22 protein-coding genes are annotated in these 22,328 nt (G+C 68.2%); 17 read left to right on the top strand and 5 right to left on the bottom strand.

The features are described 5' to 3' along the window. The first annotated feature begins 8 nt into the window (after positions 1-8). The 12 genes from F615_RS0115125 (at position 9) to F615_RS0115070 (ending at position 10,195) form a co-directional block, all read left to right on the top strand. Entirely contained in the window at positions 9-815 is an 807-nt protein-coding gene (locus F615_RS0115125; RefSeq protein WP_019562019.1) for an HpcH/HpaI aldolase family protein, read from the top strand. Between the two features lie 68 nt (positions 816-883). After that, a complete protein-coding gene (locus F615_RS0115120) occupies positions 884-1,753 on the top strand; it encodes an aldose 1-epimerase (RefSeq protein WP_019562018.1) in 870 nt (289 codons plus the stop codon). After that, positions 1,750-2,661: an SMP-30/gluconolactonase/LRE family protein gene (locus F615_RS0115115; protein WP_019562017.1), complete on the top strand. Its 912-nt coding sequence runs from the start codon at positions 1,750-1,752 to the stop codon at positions 2,659-2,661. Before F615_RS0115120 ends, F615_RS0115115 begins: the two co-directional genes overlap by 4 nt. A 153-nt stretch (positions 2,662-2,814) precedes the next feature. Then, a complete protein-coding gene (locus tag F615_RS0115110; protein WP_019562016.1) occupies positions 2,815-3,375 on the top strand; it encodes an ATP synthase subunit I in 561 nt (186 codons plus the stop codon). Between the two features lie 12 nt (positions 3,376-3,387). Beyond that, a complete protein-coding gene (atpB, locus tag F615_RS0115105) occupies positions 3,388-4,251 on the top strand; it encodes a F0F1 ATP synthase subunit A (protein WP_019562015.1) in 864 nt (287 codons plus the stop codon). A gap of 86 nt (positions 4,252-4,337) precedes the next feature. Then, complete coding sequence (gene atpE, locus F615_RS0115100) at positions 4,338-4,583, top strand: F0F1 ATP synthase subunit C (protein ID WP_019562014.1); 246 nt, start codon at positions 4,338-4,340, stop codon at positions 4,581-4,583. 72 nt (positions 4,584-4,655) lie between these two features. Then, positions 4,656-5,126, top strand: a complete 471-nt coding sequence (locus F615_RS0115095; RefSeq protein WP_019562013.1) for a F0F1 ATP synthase subunit B — start codon at positions 4,656-4,658, stop codon at positions 5,124-5,126. Between the two features lie 2 nt (positions 5,127-5,128). After that, positions 5,129-5,662 carry a F0F1 ATP synthase subunit delta gene (locus tag F615_RS0115090; protein WP_026330366.1) on the top strand — a complete coding sequence of 178 codons (534 nt, stop codon included), beginning with the start codon at positions 5,129-5,131 and terminating at the stop codon, positions 5,660-5,662. Between the two features lie 87 nt (positions 5,663-5,749). Continuing rightward, positions 5,750-7,303, top strand: coding sequence for a F0F1 ATP synthase subunit alpha (atpA, locus tag F615_RS0115085; protein ID WP_019562011.1), 1,554 nt, complete (start codon positions 5,750-5,752; stop codon positions 7,301-7,303). 23 nt (positions 7,304-7,326) lie between these two features. After that, positions 7,327-8,196 carry a F0F1 ATP synthase subunit gamma gene (gene atpG, locus F615_RS0115080; protein WP_019562010.1) on the top strand — a complete coding sequence of 290 codons (870 nt, stop codon included), beginning with the start codon at positions 7,327-7,329 and terminating at the stop codon, positions 8,194-8,196. A gap of 49 nt (positions 8,197-8,245) precedes the next feature. Further along, on the top strand, positions 8,246-9,646 hold the full coding sequence (gene atpD, locus F615_RS0115075; RefSeq protein ID WP_019562009.1) for a F0F1 ATP synthase subunit beta: 1,401 nt from the start codon (positions 8,246-8,248) through the stop codon (positions 9,644-9,646). A 132-nt stretch (positions 9,647-9,778) separates the two neighbouring features. Continuing rightward, positions 9,779-10,195 (top strand): F0F1 ATP synthase subunit epsilon, encoded by a 417-nt coding sequence (locus tag F615_RS0115070; RefSeq protein ID WP_019562008.1) that lies wholly within the window; start codon positions 9,779-9,781, stop codon positions 10,193-10,195. 54 nt (positions 10,196-10,249) lie between these two features. Here the strand turns inward: F615_RS0115070 and F615_RS0115065 are convergent, their stop codons facing one another. The 3 genes from F615_RS0115065 to F615_RS0115055 are packed head-to-tail and all read right to left on the bottom strand — an operon-like array spanning position 10,250 to position 12,282. Further along, positions 10,250-10,762: a TPM domain-containing protein gene (locus F615_RS0115065; protein ID WP_051090257.1), complete on the bottom strand. Its 513-nt coding sequence runs from the start codon at positions 10,760-10,762 to the stop codon at positions 10,250-10,252. A 1-nt stretch (position 10,763) separates the two neighbouring features. Continuing rightward, entirely contained in the window at positions 10,764-11,660 is an 897-nt protein-coding gene (locus F615_RS0115060; RefSeq protein ID WP_019562006.1) for a TPM domain-containing protein, read from the bottom strand. A 7-nt stretch (positions 11,661-11,667) separates the two neighbouring features. Further along, positions 11,668-12,282, bottom strand: coding sequence for a LemA family protein (locus F615_RS0115055; RefSeq protein WP_019562005.1), 615 nt, complete (start codon positions 12,280-12,282; stop codon positions 11,668-11,670). Positions 12,283-12,372: 90 nt separating this feature from the next. On the opposite strand from F615_RS0115055, the gene hemE reads away from it, so the two are divergent. From hemE to F615_RS0115030, 5 genes are all read left to right on the top strand, one after another. Continuing rightward, positions 12,373-13,467: a uroporphyrinogen decarboxylase gene (hemE, locus tag F615_RS0115050; protein ID WP_026330364.1), complete on the top strand. Its 1,095-nt coding sequence runs from the start codon at positions 12,373-12,375 to the stop codon at positions 13,465-13,467. A gap of 347 nt (positions 13,468-13,814) precedes the next feature. Beyond that, positions 13,815-15,848, top strand: coding sequence for a primosomal protein N' (locus F615_RS0115045; RefSeq protein WP_019562003.1), 2,034 nt, complete (start codon positions 13,815-13,817; stop codon positions 15,846-15,848). A gap of 159 nt (positions 15,849-16,007) precedes the next feature. Next, on the top strand, positions 16,008-17,432 hold the full coding sequence (locus F615_RS0115040) for an efflux RND transporter periplasmic adaptor subunit (protein WP_198150818.1): 1,425 nt from the start codon (positions 16,008-16,010) through the stop codon (positions 17,430-17,432). Beyond that, positions 17,429-19,435, top strand: a complete 2,007-nt coding sequence (locus tag F615_RS0115035) for a MacB family efflux pump subunit (RefSeq protein WP_019562001.1) — start codon at positions 17,429-17,431, stop codon at positions 19,433-19,435. Before F615_RS0115040 ends, F615_RS0115035 begins: the two co-directional genes overlap by 4 nt. A gap of 1 nt (position 19,436) precedes the next feature. Further along, the gene (locus tag F615_RS0115030) at positions 19,437-20,852 is read left to right on the top strand and encodes an efflux transporter outer membrane subunit (protein WP_019562000.1); all 1,416 of its coding nucleotides are present in this window, start codon (positions 19,437-19,439) and stop codon (positions 20,850-20,852) included. Between the two features lie 9 nt (positions 20,853-20,861). Here F615_RS0115030 and F615_RS18800 read toward each other — a convergent pair whose 3' ends face one another. Beyond that, complete coding sequence (locus F615_RS18800) at positions 20,862-22,025, bottom strand: sensor domain-containing diguanylate cyclase (protein WP_259371330.1); 1,164 nt, start codon at positions 22,023-22,025, stop codon at positions 20,862-20,864. A 140-nt stretch (positions 22,026-22,165) separates the two neighbouring features. Next, positions 22,166-22,328 (bottom strand): transposase (locus F615_RS19745; RefSeq protein ID WP_156824495.1); only part of this gene is annotated, 163 nt, incomplete at its 5' end.

Genomic DNA, 22,328 nt, shown 5'->3' with positions numbered 1-22,328 from the left:
AGGCTTGCATGAACCCCTTTCGCCATTTGCTCCAGGCTGCCGGCGCGCACCCGCCGGTGGGCACCTGGATCGTTTCGTCCAATGCCTTGGCGGCCGAGGCCCTGGGCCACGCCGGTTTCGATTGGGCCGTGCTCGACCTGGAGCACAGCACCACCGACCTGGGCGATCTGGTTCATTTGCTGCAGGCCGTGGGCAACACCCGCATGGTGAGCGTGGTGCGCGTGCCTTGGAACGAGCCGGTGATCGTCAAGCGTGTGCTCGACGCCGGTGCCACCACGGTGATGTTCCCTTTCGTGCAAAGCGCCGATGAGGCCCGCCGCGCGGTGGCCTCCACCCGCTACCCGCCCGAGGGCGTGCGCGGCGTGATGGGCCTCAGCCGCGCCACCCGCTATGGCACGGCCGCGCAGGCCCTGCGCCATGCGAACCAGACCGTGGGCGTCATCGTCCAGCTGGAAACCCGCGAAGCCCTGGAGGCACTCGAATCCATCGCCCAGGTGCCCGGGGTCGATGCGATCTTCCTGGGGCCGGCCGATTTGTCTGCCAGCCTGGGCCACCTCGGCGAGCCCGCCCACCCGGAGGTCATGGCCTGCCTGGCCCGCGCGGTCGATCGCTGCAAGGCCCTGGGGCGGCCGGTGGGCACCATGGGGGCGACGCCCGACCTGGTGGCGCAATACCGCGCGATGGGCTTCGACTTCGTCGGCGTCGGCAGCGATCTGGGCTTGATGATGCGCGGCGCACAGGCGGCGCTGTCGGCCCTGCGCACCCAGGACATCCCCATCGTGCACTCGGTGACCGCCGGCACCCTGGCGCGCTGAGATCGGTGCTGCGGTTACAGCGAGGTACGCGCTTAGGATGTCGCGCCTGCCTCAACTCGAGCTCGAACATGACCCTGACCGATCCCCTTGGCGTGGAGCTGCGCCTGGATGCATGGCGCCTGGCCTTGCGCCCGGACCTCGGGGGGTGCGTGGCCGGCCTGTGGTGGAACGGGCATCCGGTGCTGCGCAGCACCGAGCCGATGGCCTTGACCGGGGCCCGCCGCGCCGCCTCCTATCCCCTGGTGCCGTATTCCAATCGCATCGCCGACGGGCATCTGCCCTGGCAAGGGCACGTCCATCGTGTGCGGCTCAACGTGGCCGATAGCCCCCATCCCATGCATGGCGTGGGCTTCCAACGGGCCTGGACGGTGGTGCATCGCACGGCCGAAGCGGTGGAGCTGAGGCTGTGCCACACCCCCGATGCCGACTGGCCCTTCGCCTTCGAAGCCTGCCAGCGCATCGAGCTGTCGCCCCGCAGCCTGCGCTTCGAGCTCTCGGCCACCCATCGGGGGCCGGGCACCGCGCCCATGGGGCTGGGCTGGCACCCCTATTTCCTCAAGCGACCCGGCAGCCGTCTGCAAGCGGCGGTGGTCGGTCGCTGGGAGATGGACGAGCGCAAACTGCCCACGCAGCTTCGGCCTTGCGACGCCTTGGATGCGCCCATCGAGGCGCTGGACCTGGACCACTGCCACACCGGGTGGAGCGGCGAAGCTTTCTTGCACGACCAGAGCTTCGACCTGCGGCTGCGCGCCAGCACCGAGTATCTGGTGGTCTTCACCCCGCCGACGCGGCCCGACTATGCGGTCGAGCCCGTCAGCCATGCCAACGATGCCTTCCACCGCGACGACCCGCTGGCCCATGGCCTGGTGGCCTTGGCCGAGGGCCAGACCCACTCGGCGTGGATGCAGATCGACTTGCTGGAGGCCCGCCTCTCATGAGCACCCATCCCGACACGTTGCGACCTGCGACCGAGGCCATGGCCCTGCTGGGGGAATCGCCCCTGTGGCATCCGGTCGAGCAATGCCTGTACTTCTGTGACATTCCGGGGCATCGCCTGCATCGCCTGCAGCCCGACACCGGGCGGCTGGACAGCTGGACCTTCGACACCGATGTGTCGGCGTGTGTGCCGGCCCGTCGCGGCGGGCTGGTGCTGACGCTGCGCAGCGGCATCGTCCACTTCGACCCGGCCAGCGGCCACCGCACCCTGCTGGCGCCCCCGCCCTATGACCCGGCCTGCGAGCGTTTCAACGACGCCAAGAGCGATCCGGCCGGGCGGCTGTGGGTGGGCACGATCTACGAGCCGCGCAGCCCGGCACGGGCCGCGCTGTACTGCCTGGACGACACCGGAACCCTCCGCCGACGGGCCGATGGCATCACGGTGTCCAACGGCCTGGCGTGGAGCCCGGACGGCCGCACGATGTACTGGTCCGACACCAAGGCGCACACCATCTATGCCTTCGACTACGACCCCACCGATGGCAGCTTGGGGCCGCGGCGCGTGTTCGCCCGCTTCGAGCCGCGCGGCGAAGGCCAGCCGCTGGAGTGTTATGGCGGCCGACCCGACGGCGCGGCAATGGATGCCGAAGGCTGCTACTGGGTGGCGATGTTCGAAGGCGCACGCGTGTTGCGACTGTCCCCGCAGGGCGAGGTGCTGCACGAGCTGCGCCTGCCGGTGCGTTGCCCGACGATGCCCTGCTTTGGCGGGGCCGATCTGCGCACGCTGTACATCACCACGGCGCGCGACAAGCGCCCGGCCGAAGAACTGGCGGCCCAGCCTTGGGCCGGTTGCGTGTTGCAGGTGAGGGTGGAGGTGCCGGGCTTGGCCGCCGCGGCCTGCCAGCTTTGAGCCGGCCAGCTCGGCCTCGCACACAGGGTCAGCCCATCCGTGGCATGCCGGGGTCGGCCGCGTGGAGGCACACCATGGCACCCCGGGGGTGGAAAGGACGTGGGGGTTTCCACGTATAATCCCGAGGCTTTGCCGCAACCAACTGTAACTGCCGTGCCCGCCACGACCGACCGGAACGATCCCGGCCAGGCGCAAGCGCCACGGGCCCATGACCCCCAAGGTCATGGGCACGACGACTGGAAGCAGGAAGATGCGGACGAAGCCGCGCCGTTCAAGCCCCTGACGCCCGAGCAGGCGCAGGCCTGGCGCGCGAAGCACCCGCCGCTCTCGCCCTGGCGGGTGGTCACGGCCCAGGCCGTGGCCGGGCTGGTGGTGGCCGCGCTGGCGTGGCTGGTCACCGGCAGGGGCGAGACGGTCGTCTCGGCGCTGATCGGCGCGGCGGCCGTGGTGGTGCCGGGGGCCCTGCTGGCCCGCGGGATGACCGGCGCTTCCGGCACGAACCCCGGCACCCTGGTGCTGAGGTTCATGGTCTGGGAGTTGGTGAAGATCGTCGTGGCCGTGGCCATGTTGGTGGCGGCCGCAAGATTCGTGCCCAACCTGAGCTGGCTGGCCGTGCTGGCGGCGATGGTGGTGTGCTTGAAAGTGAATGGGGCGGCCCTGCTGTGGCGGGGTCGGGTGCAACAGACACAAACCGTCGCCTCGCGCGACCGTTGACGAGAACGAACGATGGCAGCCGAAGGACAAGCGCTCACCGCGGGTGATTACATCACCCACCATCTGGTCCATCTGCAGAACAAGAAGCAGACCGAGATCATCGACTTCTCCGTCTTCAACCTCGACTCGCTGTTCTGGTCCATCTCGCTGGGCCTGACGGCCGTCCTCTTCATGGCCTATGCCGCACGCCGCGTGCACTCCGGCGTGCCGGGCCGCCTGCAAGGGCTGGTGGAAATGCTCGTCGAGCTGGTCGACACCCAGGCCAAGGGCATCGTCCACAACGAGACCTCGCGCCGCGCCGTCTCGGCCGCCGCGCTCACCGCCTTCGTCTGGATCTTCCTGATGAACGCGATGGACCTGGTGCCGGTCGATGCCATTCCGCAACTGTGGCACTGGGCTGGCCCGGCCCTGGGGCTGCCCGACTACATGCGCGTCGTGGCCACCGCCGACCTGTCCATCACCCTGGGCATGTCCAGCTTCGTGTTCGCGATGTGCCTGTACTACGGCATCAAGGTCAAGGGCCTCGGCGGCTTCGTGAAGGACCTCTTCTCCGCCCCGTTCCACGGCCACGGCATCGGTGCCGTGCTGCTGGCCCCGTTCAACTTCCTGCTCAACCTGATCGAGTACGCGGCCAAGACGATCTCCCACGGCATGCGACTGTTCGGCAATATGTACGCCGGCGAGCTGGTGTTCATGCTGATCGCCCTGATGGGCGCGAGCGCCGCGCTGTCGCTGGGCGGCTCGCTGATGTTCATCGGTCACGTGATCGCCGGCACGATCTGGGCCATCTTCCACATCCTGATCATCACGCTGCAGGCCTTCATCTTCATGATGCTGACGCTGATCTACGTCGGCCAGGCCCACGAAAGCCATTGAGTTTCAACCGCCGGCAGGTGGCGAGCCCGCCGGCTTTTTTTCGGTTTTTTCTTCCGTCCGTCAACAACCTTCCAATAGGAGCAATCATGGAAAACATTCTGGGTCTTGTCGCGCTGGCTTGCGGTCTGATCGTCGGCCTGGGCGCCATCGGCGCTTCCATCGGCATCGCGCTGATGGGTGGCAAGTTCCTCGAGTCGTCGGCCCGTCAGCCCGAGCTGATGAACGAGCTGCAGACCAAGATGTTCATCCTGGCCGGTCTGATCGACGCGGCCTTCCTGATCGGCGTGGCCATTGCGCTGCTGTTCGCTTTCGCCAATCCGTTCGCCGTCTGATCGGTTTTTTCTTTCTCTCGTACAGCGGATTGCGATCCGTCCTCGATTTCAGAGAAACGAAAGGCCTGATCCATGAACATCAACGCGACACTCGTTGCGCAGTTCGTGGTCTTTGGCATCCTGATGTGGTTCACGATGAAATACGTGTGGCCACCCATCACGAAGGCCCTGGACGAACGCGCGCAGAAAATCGCCGAAGGCCTGGCCGCCGCCGACAAGGCCAAGGCCGAGCTGGCTCGAGCCCATCAAGAGGTCCAGCAACAGCTGGCTGCCTCGCGCGATGAAACCTCCAAGCTGCTGGCCGATGCCGAGCGGCGTGCCCAGGCCATCATCGAAGAAGCCAAGAAAAAGGCCAGCGAGGAAGGCCAGAAGATCGTTGCCGCGGCCCGCGCCGAAGCCGAGCAGCAGGTCGTCCAGGCCCGCGAGGCCCTGCGCGAGCAGGTGGCCATGCTGGCCGTCAAAGGGGCCGAGCAGATCCTGCGTCGCGAGGTCAACGCCTCGGTGCATGCCGACCTGCTCAACCGCCTGAAAACCGAGCTGTGACCATGGCCGAGCTTGCAACCATCGCACGTCCTTACGCCGAGGCCCTGTACCGGGTGGCGGCGCGCGCCGACGCCGACGCCATCGCCGACCAGGTCGATGCGCTGGCGCGCGTGGCCGCCGAGCCGCAGGTGCGCCTGTTCGCCGCCAACCCCAAGGTGACGCCCGAGCAGGTCTACGACCTGTTCGCCTCGGTGCTCAAGGCCCCGCTGATCCCGCAGGTGGGCAACTTCCTGCGCACCGTGATCGACAACGACCGCCTGGCGGCGCTGCCTGAGATCGCGGCCCAGTTCCGCGCGCTCAAGAATGCGGCGGCGGGCTCGGCCGAGGCCCACATCCTCAGCGCCTTCCCCCTGAGCGACGAACAGCTCAAGGAGCTGCTGCCCACGCTGGAGAAGCGCTTTGGCTGCAAGCTGCAGGCGCGGGTGGAGGTCGATCCCTCGCTGATTGGCGGCGTGCGCGTGGTGGTGGGCGACGAGGTGCTCGACACCTCGGTCAAGGCACGACTCGAACGCATGAAGGTGGCGCTGACGGCCTGAGGCCAGACCAACGCTTGATCGCCCGGGAAGGTCCCGGGCCCGAACTCGGTTCAGGCCCCGGGCCGACAACCAGACTGGGAGTACGCAATGCAACTGAATCCCGCAGAAATTTCCGAACTCATCAAGAGCCGCATCGAGGGTCTCGGCGTCTCGGCCGACATCCGCAACCAGGGCACCGTGGTATCGGTGACGGACGGCATCTGCCGTATCCATGGCCTGTCCGACGCGATGCAAGGCGAGATGCTGGAGTTCCCGGCCGACAAGAACGGTCAGCCCACCTACGGCCTGGCGCTCAACCTCGAGCGCGACTCCGTCGGCGCCGTGATCCTGGGCGACTACGAGCACGTGTCCGAGGGCGACACGGTCAAGTGCACCGGCCGCATCCTGGAAGTGCCCGTGGGCCCCGAGCTCATCGGCCGCGTGGTCGACGCCCTGGGCCGCCCGATCGACGGCAAGGGCCCGATCAACGCCAAGCTGACCGACGTGATCGAGAAGGTCGCCCCCGGCGTGATCGCGCGCCAGTCGGTGTCGCAGCCGCTGCAGACCGGCCTGAAGTCCATCGACGCGATGGTGCCCATCGGCCGCGGCCAGCGTGAGCTGATCATCGGCGACCGCCAGACCGGCAAGACCGCGGTGGCGATCGACACCATCATCAACCAGAAGGGCCAGGGCGTCACCTGCATCTACGTCGCGATCGGCCAGAAGGCCTCGTCGATCAAGAACGTGGTGCGCGCACTGGAACAGCACGGTGCGATGGACTACACCATCGTCGTGGCCGCCTCGGCCTCCGAGTCCGCCGCGATGCAGTACGTCGCGGCCTACTCGGGCTGCACGATGGGCGAGTACTTCCGCGACCGCGGCCAGGATGCCCTGATCGTCTATGACGACCTGTCCAAGCAGGCCGTGGCCTACCGCCAGGTCTCGCTGCTGCTGCGCCGTCCGCCGGGCCGTGAAGCCTTCCCCGGCGACGTGTTCTACCTGCACAGCCGCCTGCTGGAGCGCGCTGCGCGTGTGAACGCCGACTACGTCGAAGCCTTCACCAAGGGTGAGGTCAAGGGCAAGACCGGCTCGCTGACCGCGCTGCCCATCATCGAGACCCAGGCCGGCGACGTGTCCGCCTTCGTGCCGACCAACGTGATCTCGATCACCGACGGCCAGATCTTCCTGGAGACCAACCTCTTCAACGCCGGCATCCGCCCCGCCATCAACGCGGGCATCTCGGTGTCGCGGGTGGGCGGTGCGGCCCAGACCAAGCTGATCAAGGGTCTGTCGGGCGGCATCCGTACCGACCTGGCGCAGTACCGTGAACTGGCGGCCTTCGCGCAGTTCGCCTCCGATCTGGACGAAGCCACCCGCAAGCAGCTCGACCGTGGCGCCCGCGTGACCGAACTGCTCAAGCAGCCCCAGTACAGCCCGCTGCCCATCAGCCTGATGGCCGCCTCGCTGTTCGCGGTGAACAAGGGCTTCCTGGACGACGTGGACGTCAAGAAGGTCCTGGCCTTCGAGTCCGGCCTGCACCAGTACCTGAAGACCAGCCATGCGGCGCTGCTGACCAAGCTCGAGACCGACAAGGCCATGGACAAGGACGCCGAGGCCGAACTGACCGCCGCGATCGCCGCGTTCAAGAAGTCCTTCGCCTAACCCCTCACAGAAGGAGTTCCGTCATGGCGGCAGGCAAGGAAATACGCGGCAAGATCAAGTCGGTGGAGAACACCAAGAAGATCACCAAGGCCATGGAGATGGTCGCCGCTTCCAAGATGCGCAAGGCGCAGGACCGCATGCGTGCGGCCCGGCCCTATGCCGACAAGGTGCGCAACGTCGCGGCCAACCTCGCCCAGGCCAATCCGGAGTACAAGCCGCCGTTCTTGCAAAAGAACAGCGGCACCGGACAGGTTGGCGTGATCGTGGTGACCACCGACAAGGGGCTGTGCGGCGGCCTGAACACCAACATCCTGCGCGCGACCACGGCCAAGCTGAAGGAACTGGAAGCCCAGGGCTTGAAGGCGCAGGCCGTGGCCATCGGCAACAAGGGCCTGAGTTTCCTGAACCGCATCGGGGCCAAGGTGGTCAGCCAGGTCACCCAGCTGGGCGACAAGCCGCATCTGGACCGGCTGATCGGCCCGGTCAAAGTGCTGCTCGACCAGTACGCCGAGGGCAAGCTCGACGCGGTCTACCTCTGCTACACCCGCTTCATCAACACGATGAAGCAAGAGCCGGTGATCGAACAGCTCCTGCCCCTGGCGGCCGACAAGCTGCAAGCCGACAAGGATGCGCACGCCTGGGATTACCTCTACGAGCCGGATGCGCCCACCGTCATCGATGAGCTGCTCACGCGCTACATCGAAGCCATCGTCTACCAGGCCGTGGCCGAGAACATGGCCTCCGAGCAATCGGCGCGCATGGTGGCGATGAAGGCGGCCACCGACAACGCGGGCAATCTGATCAACGAGCTCAAGCTCGAATACAACAAAACCCGTCAGGCGGCGATCACGAAGGAACTGGCCGAGATCGTCGGCGGTGCGGCAGCCGTCTGAAGCGGCGTGGCACCGAAGGCATAACGAATACTGATTGAAGGAACGAAAAATGGCTGAAGGCAAGATCGTTCAGTGCATCGGCGCCGTGGTGGACGTGGAGTTCCCGCGCGACCAGATGCCCAAGGTGTACGACGCCCTGAAGATGGCAGGCAGCGACCTGACGCTGGAAGTGCAGCAGCAGCTCGGCGACGGCGTGGTGCGCACCATCGCGCTGGGCTCCTCCGACGGCCTGCGCCGCGGCATGGTCGTGACCAACACCGGCGGGCCGATCACCGTGCCCGTGGGCAAGGCCACGCTGGGCCGCATCATGGACGTGCTGGGTCGCCCGATCGACGAGCGCGGTCCGGTCAGCCAGGAGCTGACGGCGTCCATTCACCGCAAGGCCCCGGCGTATGACGAGTTGTCGCCCTCGACCGAGCTGCTGGAAACCGGCATCAAGGTGATCGACTTGATCTGCCCGTTCGCCAAGGGCGGCAAGGTGGGTCTGTTCGGCGGTGCCGGTGTGGGCAAGACCGTCAACATGATGGAGCTCATCAACAACATCGCCAAGGCGCACTCGGGCCTGTCCGTGTTCGCCGGGGTGGGTGAGCGCACCCGTGAGGGCAATGACTTCTATCACGAGATGATGGAGTCGGGCGTGGTGGTCAGCGAGGACCTCTCCAAGTCCAAGGTGGCCATGGTGTATGGCCAGATGAACGAGCCGCCGGGCAACCGTCTGCGCGTGGCCCTGACCGGCCTGACGATTGCCGAGTCCTTCCGGGACGAAGGCCGCGACGTGCTGTTCTTCGTGGACAACATCTACCGCTACACCCTGGCCGGTACCGAAGTGTCCGCGCTGCTGGGCCGCATGCCCTCGGCCGTGGGTTATCAGCCCACGCTGGCCGAAGAAATGGGCAAGCTGCAAGAGCGCATCACCTCCACCAAGGTCGGCTCGATCACCTCGATCCAGGCCGTGTACGTGCCCGCGGACGACCTGACCGACCCGTCGCCGGCCACCACCTTCGCTCACCTGGATGCCACCGTGGTGCTCTCGCGCGACATCGCGGCGCTGGGGATCTACCCCGCCGTGGACCCGCTGGATTCCACCAGCCGTCAGGTCGACCCCAATGTCGTGGGCGAGGAGCACTACAACACCACGCGTGCCGTGCAGGCCGTGCTGCAGCGCTACAAGGAACTGCGCGACATCATCGCGATCCTGGGCATGGACGAGCTGTCGCCCGAAGACAAACTGGCCGTGGCCCGCGCACGCAAGATCCAGCGCTTCCTGTCGCAGCCCTTCCACGTGGCCGAGGTGTTCACGGGGCAGCCCGGCAAGTACGTGCCGCTGTCGGAGACCATCCGCGGCTTCAAGATGATCGTCAATGGCGAATGCGACCACCTGCCCGAGCAGGCCTTCTACATGGTCGGCACCATCGACGAGGCCTTCGAGAAAGCCAAGAAGCTGCAATGATCGCCCTGCGCGGCGCGTGGGGCGCGCCGTGGCCGTACCTGCCGGGGCTGGCCCCGCGCGCGGCCTCGCACCGCCCCACCGCCCACGGACGGCTTGTTTCAAGCAGCTTCTAGACGTGAAAGGACCCTGAGCATGGCCACCATTCAAGTGGATGTCGTCTCGGCCGAGGAGTCGATCTTCTCGGGGGAGGCGAAGTTCGTCGCCCTGCCGGGCGAGGCCGGTGAGCTGGGCATTCTGCCCAAGCACACCCCGTTGATCACGCGCATCAAGCCCGGGGCGGTGCGCATCGAGCGGGCGGACAACGGTGAGGAAGAATTCGTGTTCGTCGCCGGCGGCATCCTGGAGGTGCAGCCCGATCACGTGACCGTGCTGGCCGACACGGCCATCCGCGGCAAGGATCTCGACGAGGCCAAGGCCCTGGAGGCCAAGCGCCTGGCCGAGGAGGCGATGAAGAACGCCAAGAGCGACATCGACTTCGCCAAGGCTCAGAGCGAGTTCGCGGCCATGGCCGCCCAGATTGCCGCGCTGCGCAAATACCGCAAGAAGTGAAGCGGCGCTGCGCCCGCCGTGCAACGACGCCCGCCTCGTGCGGGCGTCGTGCTTTCAGCGCCGCAAATCGACCACCGTGTCGGGCAGCTCGTTCTGGCCGGGCCGCTCGGGCGAGGCCGGAAAATGGCGCTCCAGCAAGGCGCCGACCTCGTCGATCGCGCGGGCCAGACCGTCTTCGAAGCGTCCTTGCGCAAAGGCTTGCGCCATGTGGTCGATGAGCGGCTGCCATTGGTCGGGGGGGATATGGCGAGCCAGCCCCCGATCGGCGACGATTTCGATGTCCTGCTCGACCAGCAGCACGTAGATCAGCACGCCGTTGTTGTGCTCGGTGTCCCATACCCGCAGCTTGCCGAACAGGCTGAGCGCGCGCTCGCGCACGTCGGCATTGCGCCACAGGTAGGACAGCGGCAGGCTGGCTTCGACGCACACGCGGATTTGTCCGCTGTGGCGCTGCTCGCTGGCGGCCACACGTTGCTGCAGGCGCTGTAGCGCGGCCTCATCGAGCACGCGCCGGGCGGTGCGTTCATCCCACCAGCGGTGTTTCAAAAAGCGCAGCAGACGAACCATGTCACCACCGCCCCGACGCACCACCGCCGCCGAAACTGCCGCCGCCACCGGAGCTGAAGCCCCCGCCGCCACCGAAGCCGCCGCCGAAGCCGCCGGGGCCGCCGCCCCAGATGATCGGCCCGCCGCTGCGACGCGAGCCGCCGGTGCCCATGGCCAGCGTCAGCACCAGGGCGACGGCGCCGATCAGCAATCCCAGCAGCAGCGAGGCGGTCACGATCGCGCCGACGGCCCCCATCAGCCCCCCGGTGGCCAAGGAGCCCCAGCGCCGGCCCAGCAGCCCGGAGAGCACACCGCCGACGATGGGCGCGCCCACCAGCACGAAGGCAAGCCAGTCGCCCAGTCCGGGCGGGGCCGGGCCGCGGCCGGCGTCACGCGCAGGCGCGGGCAGGCCTTCACCCCGGATCAAGTCCATCAAGCGCTCGACGCCGGCGTCCAGCCCGCCGGCAAAGTCGCCTTGGCGGAAGGCCGGGGTGATGTACTCGTCGATGATGCGATAGGCGGCCAAGTCCGGAATGGCGCCTTCCAGTGTGCGGGCCACTTCGATGCGCACGCGCCGGTCGTTCTTGGCCACGACCAGCAACACGCCGTCGCCCACCGCACGGCGGCCGATCTTCCAGGTGTCGGCCACGCGCCAGGCGTAGGCGGCGATGTCTTCGGGGGCGGTGGTGGGCACCATCAGCACGACGATTTGGCTGCCGTGGCGGTGTTCGAAGGCCGCGAGCTTGGCTTCCAGGGCCTCACGTTGCTCGGGGCGCAGCGTGCCGGTGTGATCGATGACGCGCGCGGTCAGGGCGGGCACCGGTTGCAGGGGTGCTGGCTGGACGCCAGCCGCGGCCCAGCCAGCCAGCAGGGCCAGGCCCAGCACGAGGGCGAAGAACCCGCGCGACAAGGCGGTCATCTGGACCTCAGCGGGAGGCCGCGCCACCGAAATCCACCGTCGGCGGACGCGCGATCTCGGCTTCGTTGGTGACCGTGAAGTTGGGCTTGGTCTGGTAGCCGAAGAGCATGGCCGTCAGGTTGGTGGGAAAGCTGCGCGCCAACACGTTGTAGTCCTGCACGGCTTTGATGTAAGCATTGCGGGCCACGGTGATGCGGTTTTCCGTGCCTTCGAGCTGCACGCGCAGGTCCTGGAACGCTTGGTTGGCGCGCAGGTTGGGGTAGTTCTCGCTGATGGCCATCAGGCGCGACAGCGCGCTGGACAACTCGCCCTGGGCCTGCTGGAAGCGGTTGAAGGCATCGGGGTCGTTGAGTGTCTCGGGCGTGACTTGAATGGCCGTGGCGCGCGAGCGGGCCTCGATCACGCGGGTGAGGGTCTCTTGCTCGAAATTGGCCTCGCCTTTGACCGTGTTGACGATGTTGGGGATGAGGTCGGCGCGGCGCTGGTATTGGTTGAGCACTTCGGACCACGAGGCCTTGACCTGCTCGTCCAGGCGTTGGAAATCGTTGTAGCCGCAGCCGCCGAGCACCAAGCCCAGCAGCACGACGGCCGAAAGCCCCAGGCGACGAAGGATGTGCTTCATGATGGATCGTTCCCCCCAAGGGATTGGCGTGGTCAGTGATCTTGCCATGTCGCGCAAGGTGGGGGCAGCGCCGACTTTTACAATGCCCCGATGAGCGCCGTTTTGCACAACGACCAATTCTTGCGCGCCTTGCTGCGTCAGCCCACCGAGCACACGCCCGTGTGGCTGATGCGTCAGGCGGGCCGTTACCTGCCCGAGTACCGGGCCACCCGCGAGCGCGCGGGCAGTTTCATGGGGCTGGCCACGTCGCCGGCCTTGGCCACCGAGGTGACGCTGCAGCCGCTGGACCGCTATGACCTCGATGCCGCGATCTTGTTTTCGGACATCCTGACCGTGCCCGATGCCATGGGGCTGGGCTTGAGCTTTGCCCAGGGCGAAGGGCCGCGCTTTGCGCATCCGGTGCGCGACGAGGCGGCCGTGGCCAAGCTGGCGGTGCCGGACATGGCGCGGCTGCAATACGTGTTCGATGCGGTGCGAGAGATTCGCCGCGCCTTGGCCGGCCGCGTGCCGCTGATCGGCTTTTCGGGCAGCCCCTGGACGCTGGCCTGCTACATGGTCGAGGGCGCGGGCTCGGACGATTATCGGCAGGTCAAGAGCCTGATGTACCGCCGCCCCGATCTGATGCATCGCATCCTGGCGGTCAATGCGGATGCGGTGGCGGCCTACTTGAACGCCCAGATCGAAGCCGGCGCCCAGGCCGTGATGATTTTCGACTCCTGGGGCGGGGTGTTGGCCGACGGGGCGTTCCAAACCTTCAGCCTGGCCTACACGCGGCGCGTGCTGGAGCAGCTCGTGCGCGAGCGGGACGGCCGGGTGGTGCCGCGCATCGTCTTCACCAAGGGGGGCGGGCTGTGGCTGGAGGAGATCGCCGACCTGCCGGCCGAGGCCGTGGGGCTGGACTGGACGGTCAACCTCGCGCAGGCGCGGCGTCGCGTGGGCGACCGGGTGGCCTTGCAAGGCAATCTGGATCCGAGCGTGCTGTTCGCCGAGCCGGCCCAGATCGAGGCCGAGGTGATCCGCACGCTGGACAGCTTCGGCCCGCCGCAGACGCCCGATGGCCGCTGGGGAGGGCATGTGTTCAACCTGGGCCATGGCATCAGCCCGCACACCCCGCCCGAGCATGTGCAGGTCCTGGTGGACACGGTCCATCGCCACTCGCGCCAACTGCGGGCCTTGGCGAGATAGGCTTTGCGCACATCGCAAGGGTCAACCCGGACAGACCCGCAAATTTGTCACTGAGGGCTTGACTTATCCCCATGTTGGCGGCAGCCGCTCAGCGAGGGCCTCGATGTTGCGGCGAAGCATGGCCATGCCAGGGCTGCGATGTAAGTCATTGATTCATAAGGATTATTTGGCGGTGCTCACGGCTGCATCAAGCCAAGGCAGTCTCGATGGCACAAGCACTTAGCGCGCGTTTTCGCAGCTTGCTCACAAAGTTATCCACAGATTCTGTGGATGGTTGAAAAATAGGTTTGAACTCAAGGGCTTAGACGCGTTTTGCAGAAAGTTACGCAAGAGTTGGCGCCCTATCCATGTCCGAAGAACTGAGGCTGGCCGTCGTCGTGGATGCGCCGCAGCACAGCGCACTGCGGGGGGCTTTGAGCTATCGCAGCGACAAGGCCTGGCCGCCGGGCACCTTGGTGCAGGTGCCGCTGGGGCGCCGCACGGTCTGTGGGGTGGTGTGGCCGCGGTCGGAGCAGGCGCCGTGCGAGCCTGGGGTGGAGCTGCGGCCGGTGGTCTCAGCGCTGCGCAACCTGCCGCCGCTGCCGGCGGCCTGGTGCGAACTGGTGACTTTTGCGGCCGGGTATTACCAGCGCAGCCTGGGCGAGGTGGCGCTGGCGGCGCTGCCGCCGGAGCTGCGGCGGCTGGACGATCGGCAGCTGGCGCTGCGGCTGCAGCGGCTGGAGCGCTTGCGTGGCCCGGGCGGGCCGGCTCCGACGCCCCCCGAGCTGACGGCCGAGCAGGCCGCCGCACTACAAGGCTGGCGCCAGGCGGGCGCGCGGACGGCCTTGTTGTTCGGCAGCACGGGCAGTGGCAAGACCGAGGTCTATCTGCGCGCGGTGGCCGATGCGCTGGCGGCCGGGCGTCAGGCCTTGGTGCTGGTGCCCGAGATCAACCTCACGCCGCAGCTGGAGCAGCGCTTTGCCGAGCGCTTTCCCGAGCGGCTGATCGTCTCTTTGCACAGCGCGCTGACGCCGGCGCAGCGGTTGCGACATTGGCTGGCGGCGCATCTGGGGCGGGCCGACATCGTGTTGGGCACCCGCATGGCGATCTTCACGCCAATGCCCAGACTGGGCTTGATCGTGGTGGACGAGGAGCACGACCCCTCGTACAAGAGTCAGGAAGGGGCTCGCTACTCGGCGCGGGACTTGGCGGTCTATCGGGGTCGTCTGGAGGGCTGCCCGGTGTTGCTGGCGTCGGCCACGCCGTCGCTGGAGAGCTGGCACCAGGCGCAGCGCGGCCGCTATGTGCGGTTGAGCATGCCCAGCCGCATTGGCGGCGGCGCCTTGCCGGCGGTGCGCTTCATCGATTTGAACCATGTGCCTCGCGCGGCCGCGGCCCACGAGGCTTTGAGCCCGCCGCTGCTGCAGGCGCTACGCGAACGGCTGGCGCGCGGCGAGCAAAGTGTGGTGCTGCTCAATCGCCGGGGCTACGCGCCGGTGCTGCATTGTCTGGACTGCGGGTGGAAAAGCGGCTGCCCGCATTGCAGTGCCTGGCAGGTGTTCCATCGCGCCGACCGCAGCCTGCGCTGCCATCACTGCGGCTTCACGCAGCCGGTGCCCCGCGCCTGCCCGGACTGTGGCAATCCGGACATCCGCCCGGTGGGCCGTGGCACCGAGCGGCTGGAGGAGCAACTGGCCGCGGCGCTGCCCGAGGCGCGGCTGGCGCGCATCGATGCAGACACGACCCGCGGGAAGGGGGCGCTGCAGGCCCGGCTGGCCAGCGTGCATGCGGGCGAGGTGGACATCCTGGTGGGCACGCAGATGGTGGCCAAGGGGCATGACTTTCGCAGGGTGACGCTGGTGGCGGTGGTCAATCCGGATGCGGCCTTGTTCTCCAGCGATTTCCGCGCCAGCGAGCGCTTGTTTGCGCTGCTGATGCAGGCGGCCGGGCGGGCCGGGCGGGATGCCGCGCAGGCCGGGCGCGCCGAACTGCTGGTGCAAACCTGGCATCCGGCCCATCCGCTGTACCAGGCCCTGCGCAGCCACGACTACGAGGCTTTTGCGGCCAGCTTGCTGGCAGAGCGCGCGATGGCCGGGTTGCCGCCGCATGCGCATCTGGCCTTGCTGCGGGCCGAGGCGCGCAGCCAGGAGGCGGCCCAGGCGTGGCTGGCGGCGGCCGCGGAGCTGGCCGCGCCGCCCCAGGGGCTGACGATTTATCCGCCCGTGCCGATGAGTCTGCCGCGGGTGGCCGACGTGGAGCGGGCGCAGATGCTGTTGGAGTCGGCCTCCAGGCCGCTGCTGCAGCAGTTCTTGGCGCAGTGGTGCCCCCGCCTGCACGGGCTGCGCGGCCAGCACAAGGGGGTGCTGCGCTGGGCGGTGGATGTGGATCCGCTGACGATTTGAGCCAGCGCTTCGCCGGCCGCGCCGCATGGCCCCAGGCTTTACAAAACTTCCCAGAGCAGGCGGCCAGGCTTCACGCAAGGCTGCCACACTGGAGGGGTTGCATGCCGCCGCCGGGAACGGCCGGGGCCCTTGGACCAACCTTTTGCTTTGTTTTCGATCATGCCCGTTGCCATGACTGCGTTGGCGGCCCGGGGCCGCCGTGCCCGCCGCTGGGCCATCGCTGCGGCGATGCTGGTGGCTGCGCTGGCGCTGGCCGCGTGGGGCTGGCAGCGCTTGGGCCGCGCGCCGGACCCGCGCGAGCTGTACCAAATCGCCAAGGTGCAGCAAGGCGATATCGAGGACTTGGTGACGGCCACCGGCACGCTGCAGCCGCGCGACTATGTGGATGTGGGCGCACAGGTGTCGGGCCAGTTGCAGCATCTCCATGTCGAGGTGGGCAGCATCGTGGCCAAAGGGGACTTGTTGGCCGAGATCGATGCCACCGTCTATGCAGCCAATGTGGATGCCCGCCGTGCGTTGCTGCGCAATCAACGCGCGACCATGGTCGAGCGCGAGGCCCAGCTGCGGCTGGCGCAACTCCAGTATGAGCGCCAGAAAAACCTGATGGCCGCCGACGCCACCACCCAAGACGCCTTGCAGCAGGCCGAAACCAGCCTGGCGGCCGCGCGCGCGCAGATCGAGGCCTTGAAAGCCCAGATCGATCAAACCGAATCCACGTTGCGCGCCGACGAGGCCAATCTGCGGTTCTCGAAGATTTATGCACCGATGGACGGCACGGTGGTGTCGATCTCCGCGCGCCGCGGCCAGACGCTCAATACGAACCAGTCGGCGCCCATTCTGATGCGCATTGCCGATTTGTCGACGATGACGGTGCAGACCCAGGTGTCCGAGGCCGATGTGGGCAAGTTGCGCATCGGCATGCCGGCCTACTTCACCATCCTGGGCGGGCAAGGGCGGCGCTGGCATGGCCAGCTGCGCAAGATCGAACCCACGCCGACGGTGACGAACAACGTGGTGCTCTACAACGCGCTGTTCGACGTGCCCAACCCCAATCAGACGCTGATGACGCAGATGACCGCGCAGGTCTTTTTCGTCGCGGCGGCTGCTCGTGACGCGCTGTGGGTGCCGGCAGCCGCCGTGACGAGCCCATCGCGTGCCGGCGCGGGCGAGGCGGCGCCGGCCGCCGCAGGCACGTCCAGGGCCGTGGCAATGACCGCTGCCGCCGATGGGCTGCCCAGCCGCGCGGCCCTGGCGGCCATGACGCCGGAAGAACGTCGCCAGGCGCTGGAGCGGCTCAGCCCCGAGCAGCGCCAGGCGTTGCGCGAGCGTCATCGGGCCATGGCCGCGGAGGAGGGCGCGCCGCGCTGGGGGCTGGTGCGGGTGATCGATGCGCAGGGGCGCATCGAAGAGCGCCGCGTCGAGCTGGGGGTGAGCAACCGGGTGCAAGTGCAGGTGCTGTCTGGGCTGCGCGTGGGCGAGGAGGTGATCGTCGGCGAGCGCCAGGCGCGCACGCGCGGCAGCGATCGGGAGCGTGCCGGTGGGCCGCCCCCCGGCCCATGGGGTCTGGGAGGGCCACGGCGATGAAGCGAGAGTCCGAGGGCGCGTTGGGGTCCGCGGCGGGTGCGGCCGGGGCCGTGCCATTGATCGCGCTGTCGGGGGTCACGCGCATCTACAACGCGGGCGAGGCAGCCGTGCAGGTCTTGCATGGCATCGATCTGGAGATCCATGAGGGCGAGTTCGTCGCGATCATGGGCGCCTCGGGCTCGGGCAAGTCCACGCTGATGAACATCCTCGGTTGTCTGGACCGCCCCAGCGCCGGCAGCTATCGCTTCGAGGGCCGCGAGGTCGGCACGCTCGATCGCGACGAGCTGGCCCGTCTGCGCCGCGAGGCCTTCGGCTTCGTGTTTCAGAGCTACCACCTCATTGCCGGCGCCACGGCCTTGGAGAATGTCGAGGTGCCGGCCATTTATGCGGGCTTGCCGCCGGCGCGCCGTCATGCCCGGGCGCGCGCGCTGTTGAGCGATTTGGGCTTGGCCGAGCGGGTGCACCATCGGCCCCACCAGCTCTCCGGCGGGCAGCAGCAGCGCGTGTCGATCGCACGTGCGCTGATGAACGGCGGGCGCGTGTTGTTGGCCGACGAGCCGACCGGCGCGCTGGACAGCCGCACCGGCGAGGAAGTGATGCGGCTGCTCACCCAGTTGTGGCTGCGGGGGCACACCGTGATCCTGATCACGCACGAGCGCGAGGTGGCCGAGCATGCCCAGCGCATCATCGAGATCAAGGATGGCCGCATCGTGGCCGACCGCACGCGCCCGCGCCGGCCCGAGGCCCTGTTGCCGGCAGGCGATGATGACATCCAGCCGCCGTCGCCCCCCGGAGGGGACAGCCCCTGGGCGGCGGAGGTCGTCGAGGCGGCCAAGATGGCCTGGCGCTCGCTGCGCAGCAATGTCTTGCGCTCGGTGCTGACGTTGCTGGGCATCGTCATCGGTGTGGCTTCGGTGATCGCGATGATGGCCATCGGGGACGGTGCCAAGCAGCAGGTGCTCGAGCGCGTCAGTGCCATGGGCTCGAACCTGTTGCTGGTGCGCCCCGGCGCGCCCAATCAGCGCGGCAGTTGGAGCATCACCACACTGGTGAACGAGGACGTGCAGGCCATCAATGCCGAAGTGCCCAATGTGCTGGCGGCCATCCCGGAGCAAAACACGTCGGTGACCGTGCGCTATGGGCATCAGGACTTGCAGACCTATGCCAACGGCACCTCGCACTTGTTTCCGCTGGCGCGCCAGTGGCCGGTGGCGCGCGGCATCTTTTTCTCGGCGGAGGATGCCCGCAACTACGCGGCCGTGGCCGTGCTGGGCCAAACCGTGGCGCGGGCGCTTTTTCCCGACGGAGAGGATCCGCTGGGCCAGTATGTGCTGGTCAACAACCTGGTGTTCCAAGTCATCGGCGTGATGGCCGAGCGCGGGGCCTCGCCGATGGGCTCGGATCAAGACGATGTGATCTTCATTCCTTTCGAGACCAGCAGCCTGCGCGTGTCGGGCCAGCGCCATTTGCGCAACGTGACCGTGGCGGTGCAGGACGTCAGCCGCATCGATCAGACCCAGCAAGACGTGGAGATGCTGCTATTGGAGCGCCACGGCCTGGTGGACTACCAGGTTCGCAACATGGCCTCGGTGATCGAGACGGCCGAACAAACGGCCAACACCATGACCATCCTGTTGGGCTCGATTGCGGCGATCTCGCTGCTGGTGGGCGGCATCGGGGTGATGAACATCATGCTGGTGTCGGTGACCGAGCGCACGCGGGAAATTGGCATCCGCATGGCCACCGGCGCGCGCGAGCGCAACATCATGCAGCAGTTCCTCATCGAAGCCCTGGTGGTCACGGCCTTGGGCGGGGCGGTGGGCGTCGGCCTGGGCTTGACCGTGGCGGCCGTGCTGGCGGCCTTCGATGTGCCGGTGCAGGTGACCGCGCTGCCGGTGCTGCTGGCCTTTGGATGCGCGTTTGCCACCGGGCTGGTCTTTGGTTTCCTGCCGGCGCGCAAGGCCGCGCGTCTGGATCCCGTGGTGGCCTTGGCGGCCCAATGACATGCGTGATCGACCGTTTCTCACCCGTTCGACCTGGGCCGTCCGGCCCCTCGTGCTGAGCCTGGCGCTGAGCCTGACCGCGTGCGCCGTCGCACCGCCGGCGGCCCGTCCCGACCTGGCGCTGCCGCAGGCTTGGCGCGCGAGCGCCCCGTCGGCCGCAGACCTGCGGGCCGATGCGGTGCAGTGGTGGGGGACGTTTGGCGCACCGGCGCTGCCAGCCTTGATCGATCAGGCCCTGCAAGCCAATCTGGACGTGGCCCAAGCCGCCGAACGGGTGGTGCAGGCCGAGTTGCAGCTGCGCAGTGCAGGCGCTGCGCGCTGGCCCACGGTCACGGCGGGCCTGCGCAGCTCGGCCACGCGCAGTGACGGCGGGGATGCGCCGTCCAGCCGCAGCGAGTCCAGCAGCGCCAGCTTGTCGGTGAGCTATGAAGTGGATCTCTGGGGCCGTCTGGCCGCCGGCCGCCGCAGCGCCCAAGCCAGCTGGCAGGCCAGCCGCTTCGACCTCGACGGCGCCCGCTTGAGCCTGGCCGCCCGCGTGGCCCAAGCCTGGTTCCAGGTGCTGGCCTTGCGGCTGCGGCTGGACATCGCCAGCGACAACCTGGCCGTGGCCGAGCGGCTGCTGGGCATCGTCGAGGTGCGTTACCGCAATGGCGCGGCCTCGGCCTTGGACCTCAGTCGCCAGCGCAGCACGGTGCTGAACCAGCGCGCCGCGGTGCTGCCGCTGCAAGAGCAACTGCGCCAAACCGAAGATGCATTGGCCTTGTTGCTCGGGCGTGCGCCGCAGGGCTTTGCCGTGCCGGCGGCCGATTTCGAGGCCTTGCAAGTGCCGGAAGTGTCCGCCGGCTTGCCGTCGGACTTGCTCACGCGCCGGCCCGACCTGGCGGCTGCCGAGGCTCGTTTGGCGGCCGCCGATGCCGACGTGGCCGCCGCCCGGGCGGCGTTGCTGCCCTCGTTCGAGCTGTCGGGCTCGGCCGGCTGGGCGTCGGCGGCGTTGGTGTCGCTCAGCCAGCCGGTGGCCTCGGCCTCGTTGGCGGCGTCGTTGGCGCAGACGCTGTTCGACGGCGGACGGCGCCAAGTGCAGCTCGAACTGGCCGAATCCACACGCCGCCAGCTCGTGCAGGCGTACCAGGCTGCCGTGCTGACGGCCTTGCAAGAGGTGGAGCAGGCCTTGACGCAGACGGCCCGGCTGGCGCAGCAAGAGCGCATCCAGCGCACCCTGGTGGACGAGGCGCAGCGGGCGCTGCAGCTGGCCGAACGCCGCTATCGCGAAGGGGTGGACGACTTGGCCACCTTGCTGGACGCCCAACGCACCTTGTTTGCGGCCCAGGACACCGTGGCGCAAACCCGGCTGGCCCGGCTGGTGGCCGCAGTCGATCTGTACAAGGCCCTGGGCGGCGGCTGGCGGCGCGCAGACTGAACGCTCCGCTCAGGCGGCTGCGGCGGCGGCCGCGTAGCGGCCCCGTCCTTCTTGCTTGGCGCGGTAGAGCTGCGCATCGGCCTGCGCGACCAGCGCGCGGCCGCCGTCGGCCCCGGCACGGCCCCAGGCGATGCCCACGCTGGCGCCGATGTGCAGCCGCAGCTGGCCCACGGTGAAGGGCTGGTGGGCGGCTTCCAAGACCTTGTCGGCCACGGCTTGGGCCTGTTCGATGCGGTCGATGCCGGGCAAGAGCACGGCGAACTCGTCGCCGCCCAGCCGCGCGACCGTGTCGCTGGGGCGCACCAGGCGCGCCAGCCGCGCGGCGAACAGCCGCAACAGTTCGTCGCCCACGGGGTGGCCATGCGTGTCGTTGACCGGCTTGAAATGGTCCAAGTCCAGGTACAGCACCGCCAGGCGCGTGCCCTGGGCGGCATGGTGCGCCAAGGCGGCCTCGAAGCCGGCGCGGTTGAGCACGCCGGTCAAGGGATCGGTGTGCGCCAGGTTCAGCAGGCGCAGGGTTTCCTGCCGCTGCTCGCTGATGTCTTGGGCCATGTCGACGAAGCCGTCGATGGTGCCATCGTCCAGACGCAGCGGGATGAAGTGGATGGACAGGTGCCGGTGCGTGCGGCGCTCGGGAAAGTCTTTTTCGAAGCTGACGGTCTCACCGGCCAGGACGCGATCCACCCAAGGCTGGCTGCGGGCGTATTCTTGCGGGCCGAGCACTTCGTCGAGGGGGCGGCCGACGATCTGCTCGGCCGGCCGGCCCAGCCAACGTTCGTAAGCACGGTTGACGTAGCGATAGCGGCGATCGCGGCCCACCACGCCGACGATCACCGGCAGATGCTCGGCCACCGAGCGCAGCGTGGCGGCTTGGCGCTGGACTTCCTGGCGCGCGGCCGCCTCGACGGTGATGTCGCGCAGCACGCCAGAGAAGTGCGTGATGCGGCCTTGCGGATCGCGGTGGGCCAGCACCATGTGACTGACGCGCACCTCGGCGCCCGCGGCGTCGTAAAAGCTGGTCTCGCCCAGCCAGAGTCCGTCCCGACGCACGGCGGGCAAGACCTCTCGGGCGATCAGCTCGTTGGTCTGCGGGGTGTTGAACTGGGCATAGTGCAGGCCGTCCAAGGGCTGGTCCAGGCGCAAGCCCAGCTTGCGGCGGGCGGCGGGGTTCAGATAAGGAAACGCTGATCAAGCCCCGCGCCGCGGCGAGATTGTCCTGCGCGGGGCGAAACGGAGCGTTTTTGGCGCGTTCTACGGCCTCGAGGGCCTTACTGGCGGGCCCTTCGGCGCCCGCCCGGGCCATGATGGGCCCATTACGGGCGCACCAATGCCGGCACGCGCCGTGCGGCCATGTACAGGTTGACCATCGCCAGCGCCGTGAAGGCGCGGTTGGCGTTCTTGGCCAGGCCTCGGTAGCGCACCTTGGCAAAGCCCCACAGGCGCTTGAGCACATGAAACGGGTGCTCGACCCGCGCG

This window comes from Caldimonas manganoxidans ATCC BAA-369 (assembly GCF_000381125.1).
In the GTDB taxonomy this organism is placed as follows: Bacteria; Pseudomonadota; Gammaproteobacteria; order Burkholderiales; family Burkholderiaceae_C; genus Caldimonas; species Caldimonas manganoxidans.
Note: the sequence above shows the minus strand (reverse complement) of the source record. Positions and strands in the feature narration are given on the sequence as shown.

Excerpts from the sequence above, each read along its gene's own strand:
- F615_RS0115125 (WP_019562019.1), top strand. The coding sequence starts at position 9 with ATGAACCCCTTTCGCCATTTGCTCCAGGCTGCCGGCGCGCACCCGCCG.
- F615_RS0115120 (WP_019562018.1), top strand. The coding sequence starts at position 884 with ATGACCCTGACCGATCCCCTTGGCGTGGAGCTGCGCCTGGATGCATGG.
- F615_RS0115115 (WP_019562017.1), top strand. The coding sequence starts at position 1,750 with ATGAGCACCCATCCCGACACGTTGCGACCTGCGACCGAGGCCATGGCC.
- atpB (WP_019562015.1), top strand. The coding sequence starts at position 3,388 with ATGGCAGCCGAAGGACAAGCGCTCACCGCGGGTGATTACATCACCCAC.
- atpE (WP_019562014.1), top strand. The coding sequence starts at position 4,338 with ATGGAAAACATTCTGGGTCTTGTCGCGCTGGCTTGCGGTCTGATCGTC.
- F615_RS0115095 (WP_019562013.1), top strand. The coding sequence starts at position 4,656 with ATGAACATCAACGCGACACTCGTTGCGCAGTTCGTGGTCTTTGGCATC.
- F615_RS0115090 (WP_026330366.1), top strand. The coding sequence starts at position 5,129 with ATGGCCGAGCTTGCAACCATCGCACGTCCTTACGCCGAGGCCCTGTAC.
- atpA (WP_019562011.1), top strand. The coding sequence starts at position 5,750 with ATGCAACTGAATCCCGCAGAAATTTCCGAACTCATCAAGAGCCGCATC.
- atpG (WP_019562010.1), top strand. The coding sequence starts at position 7,327 with ATGGCGGCAGGCAAGGAAATACGCGGCAAGATCAAGTCGGTGGAGAAC.
- atpD (WP_019562009.1), top strand. The coding sequence starts at position 8,246 with ATGGCTGAAGGCAAGATCGTTCAGTGCATCGGCGCCGTGGTGGACGTG.
- F615_RS0115070 (WP_019562008.1), top strand. The coding sequence starts at position 9,779 with ATGGCCACCATTCAAGTGGATGTCGTCTCGGCCGAGGAGTCGATCTTC.
- F615_RS0115065 (WP_051090257.1), bottom strand. The coding sequence starts at position 10,762 with ATGGTTCGTCTGCTGCGCTTTTTGAAACACCGCTGGTGGGATGAACGC.
- F615_RS0115060 (WP_019562006.1), bottom strand. The coding sequence starts at position 11,660 with ATGACCGCCTTGTCGCGCGGGTTCTTCGCCCTCGTGCTGGGCCTGGCC.
- F615_RS0115055 (WP_019562005.1), bottom strand. The coding sequence starts at position 12,282 with ATGAAGCACATCCTTCGTCGCCTGGGGCTTTCGGCCGTCGTGCTGCTG.
- hemE (WP_026330364.1), top strand. The coding sequence starts at position 12,373 with ATGAGCGCCGTTTTGCACAACGACCAATTCTTGCGCGCCTTGCTGCGT.
- F615_RS0115045 (WP_019562003.1), top strand. The coding sequence starts at position 13,815 with ATGTCCGAAGAACTGAGGCTGGCCGTCGTCGTGGATGCGCCGCAGCAC.
- F615_RS0115040 (WP_198150818.1), top strand. The coding sequence starts at position 16,008 with ATGCCCGTTGCCATGACTGCGTTGGCGGCCCGGGGCCGCCGTGCCCGC.
- F615_RS0115035 (WP_019562001.1), top strand. The coding sequence starts at position 17,429 with ATGAAGCGAGAGTCCGAGGGCGCGTTGGGGTCCGCGGCGGGTGCGGCC.
- F615_RS0115030 (WP_019562000.1), top strand. The coding sequence starts at position 19,437 with ATGCGTGATCGACCGTTTCTCACCCGTTCGACCTGGGCCGTCCGGCCC.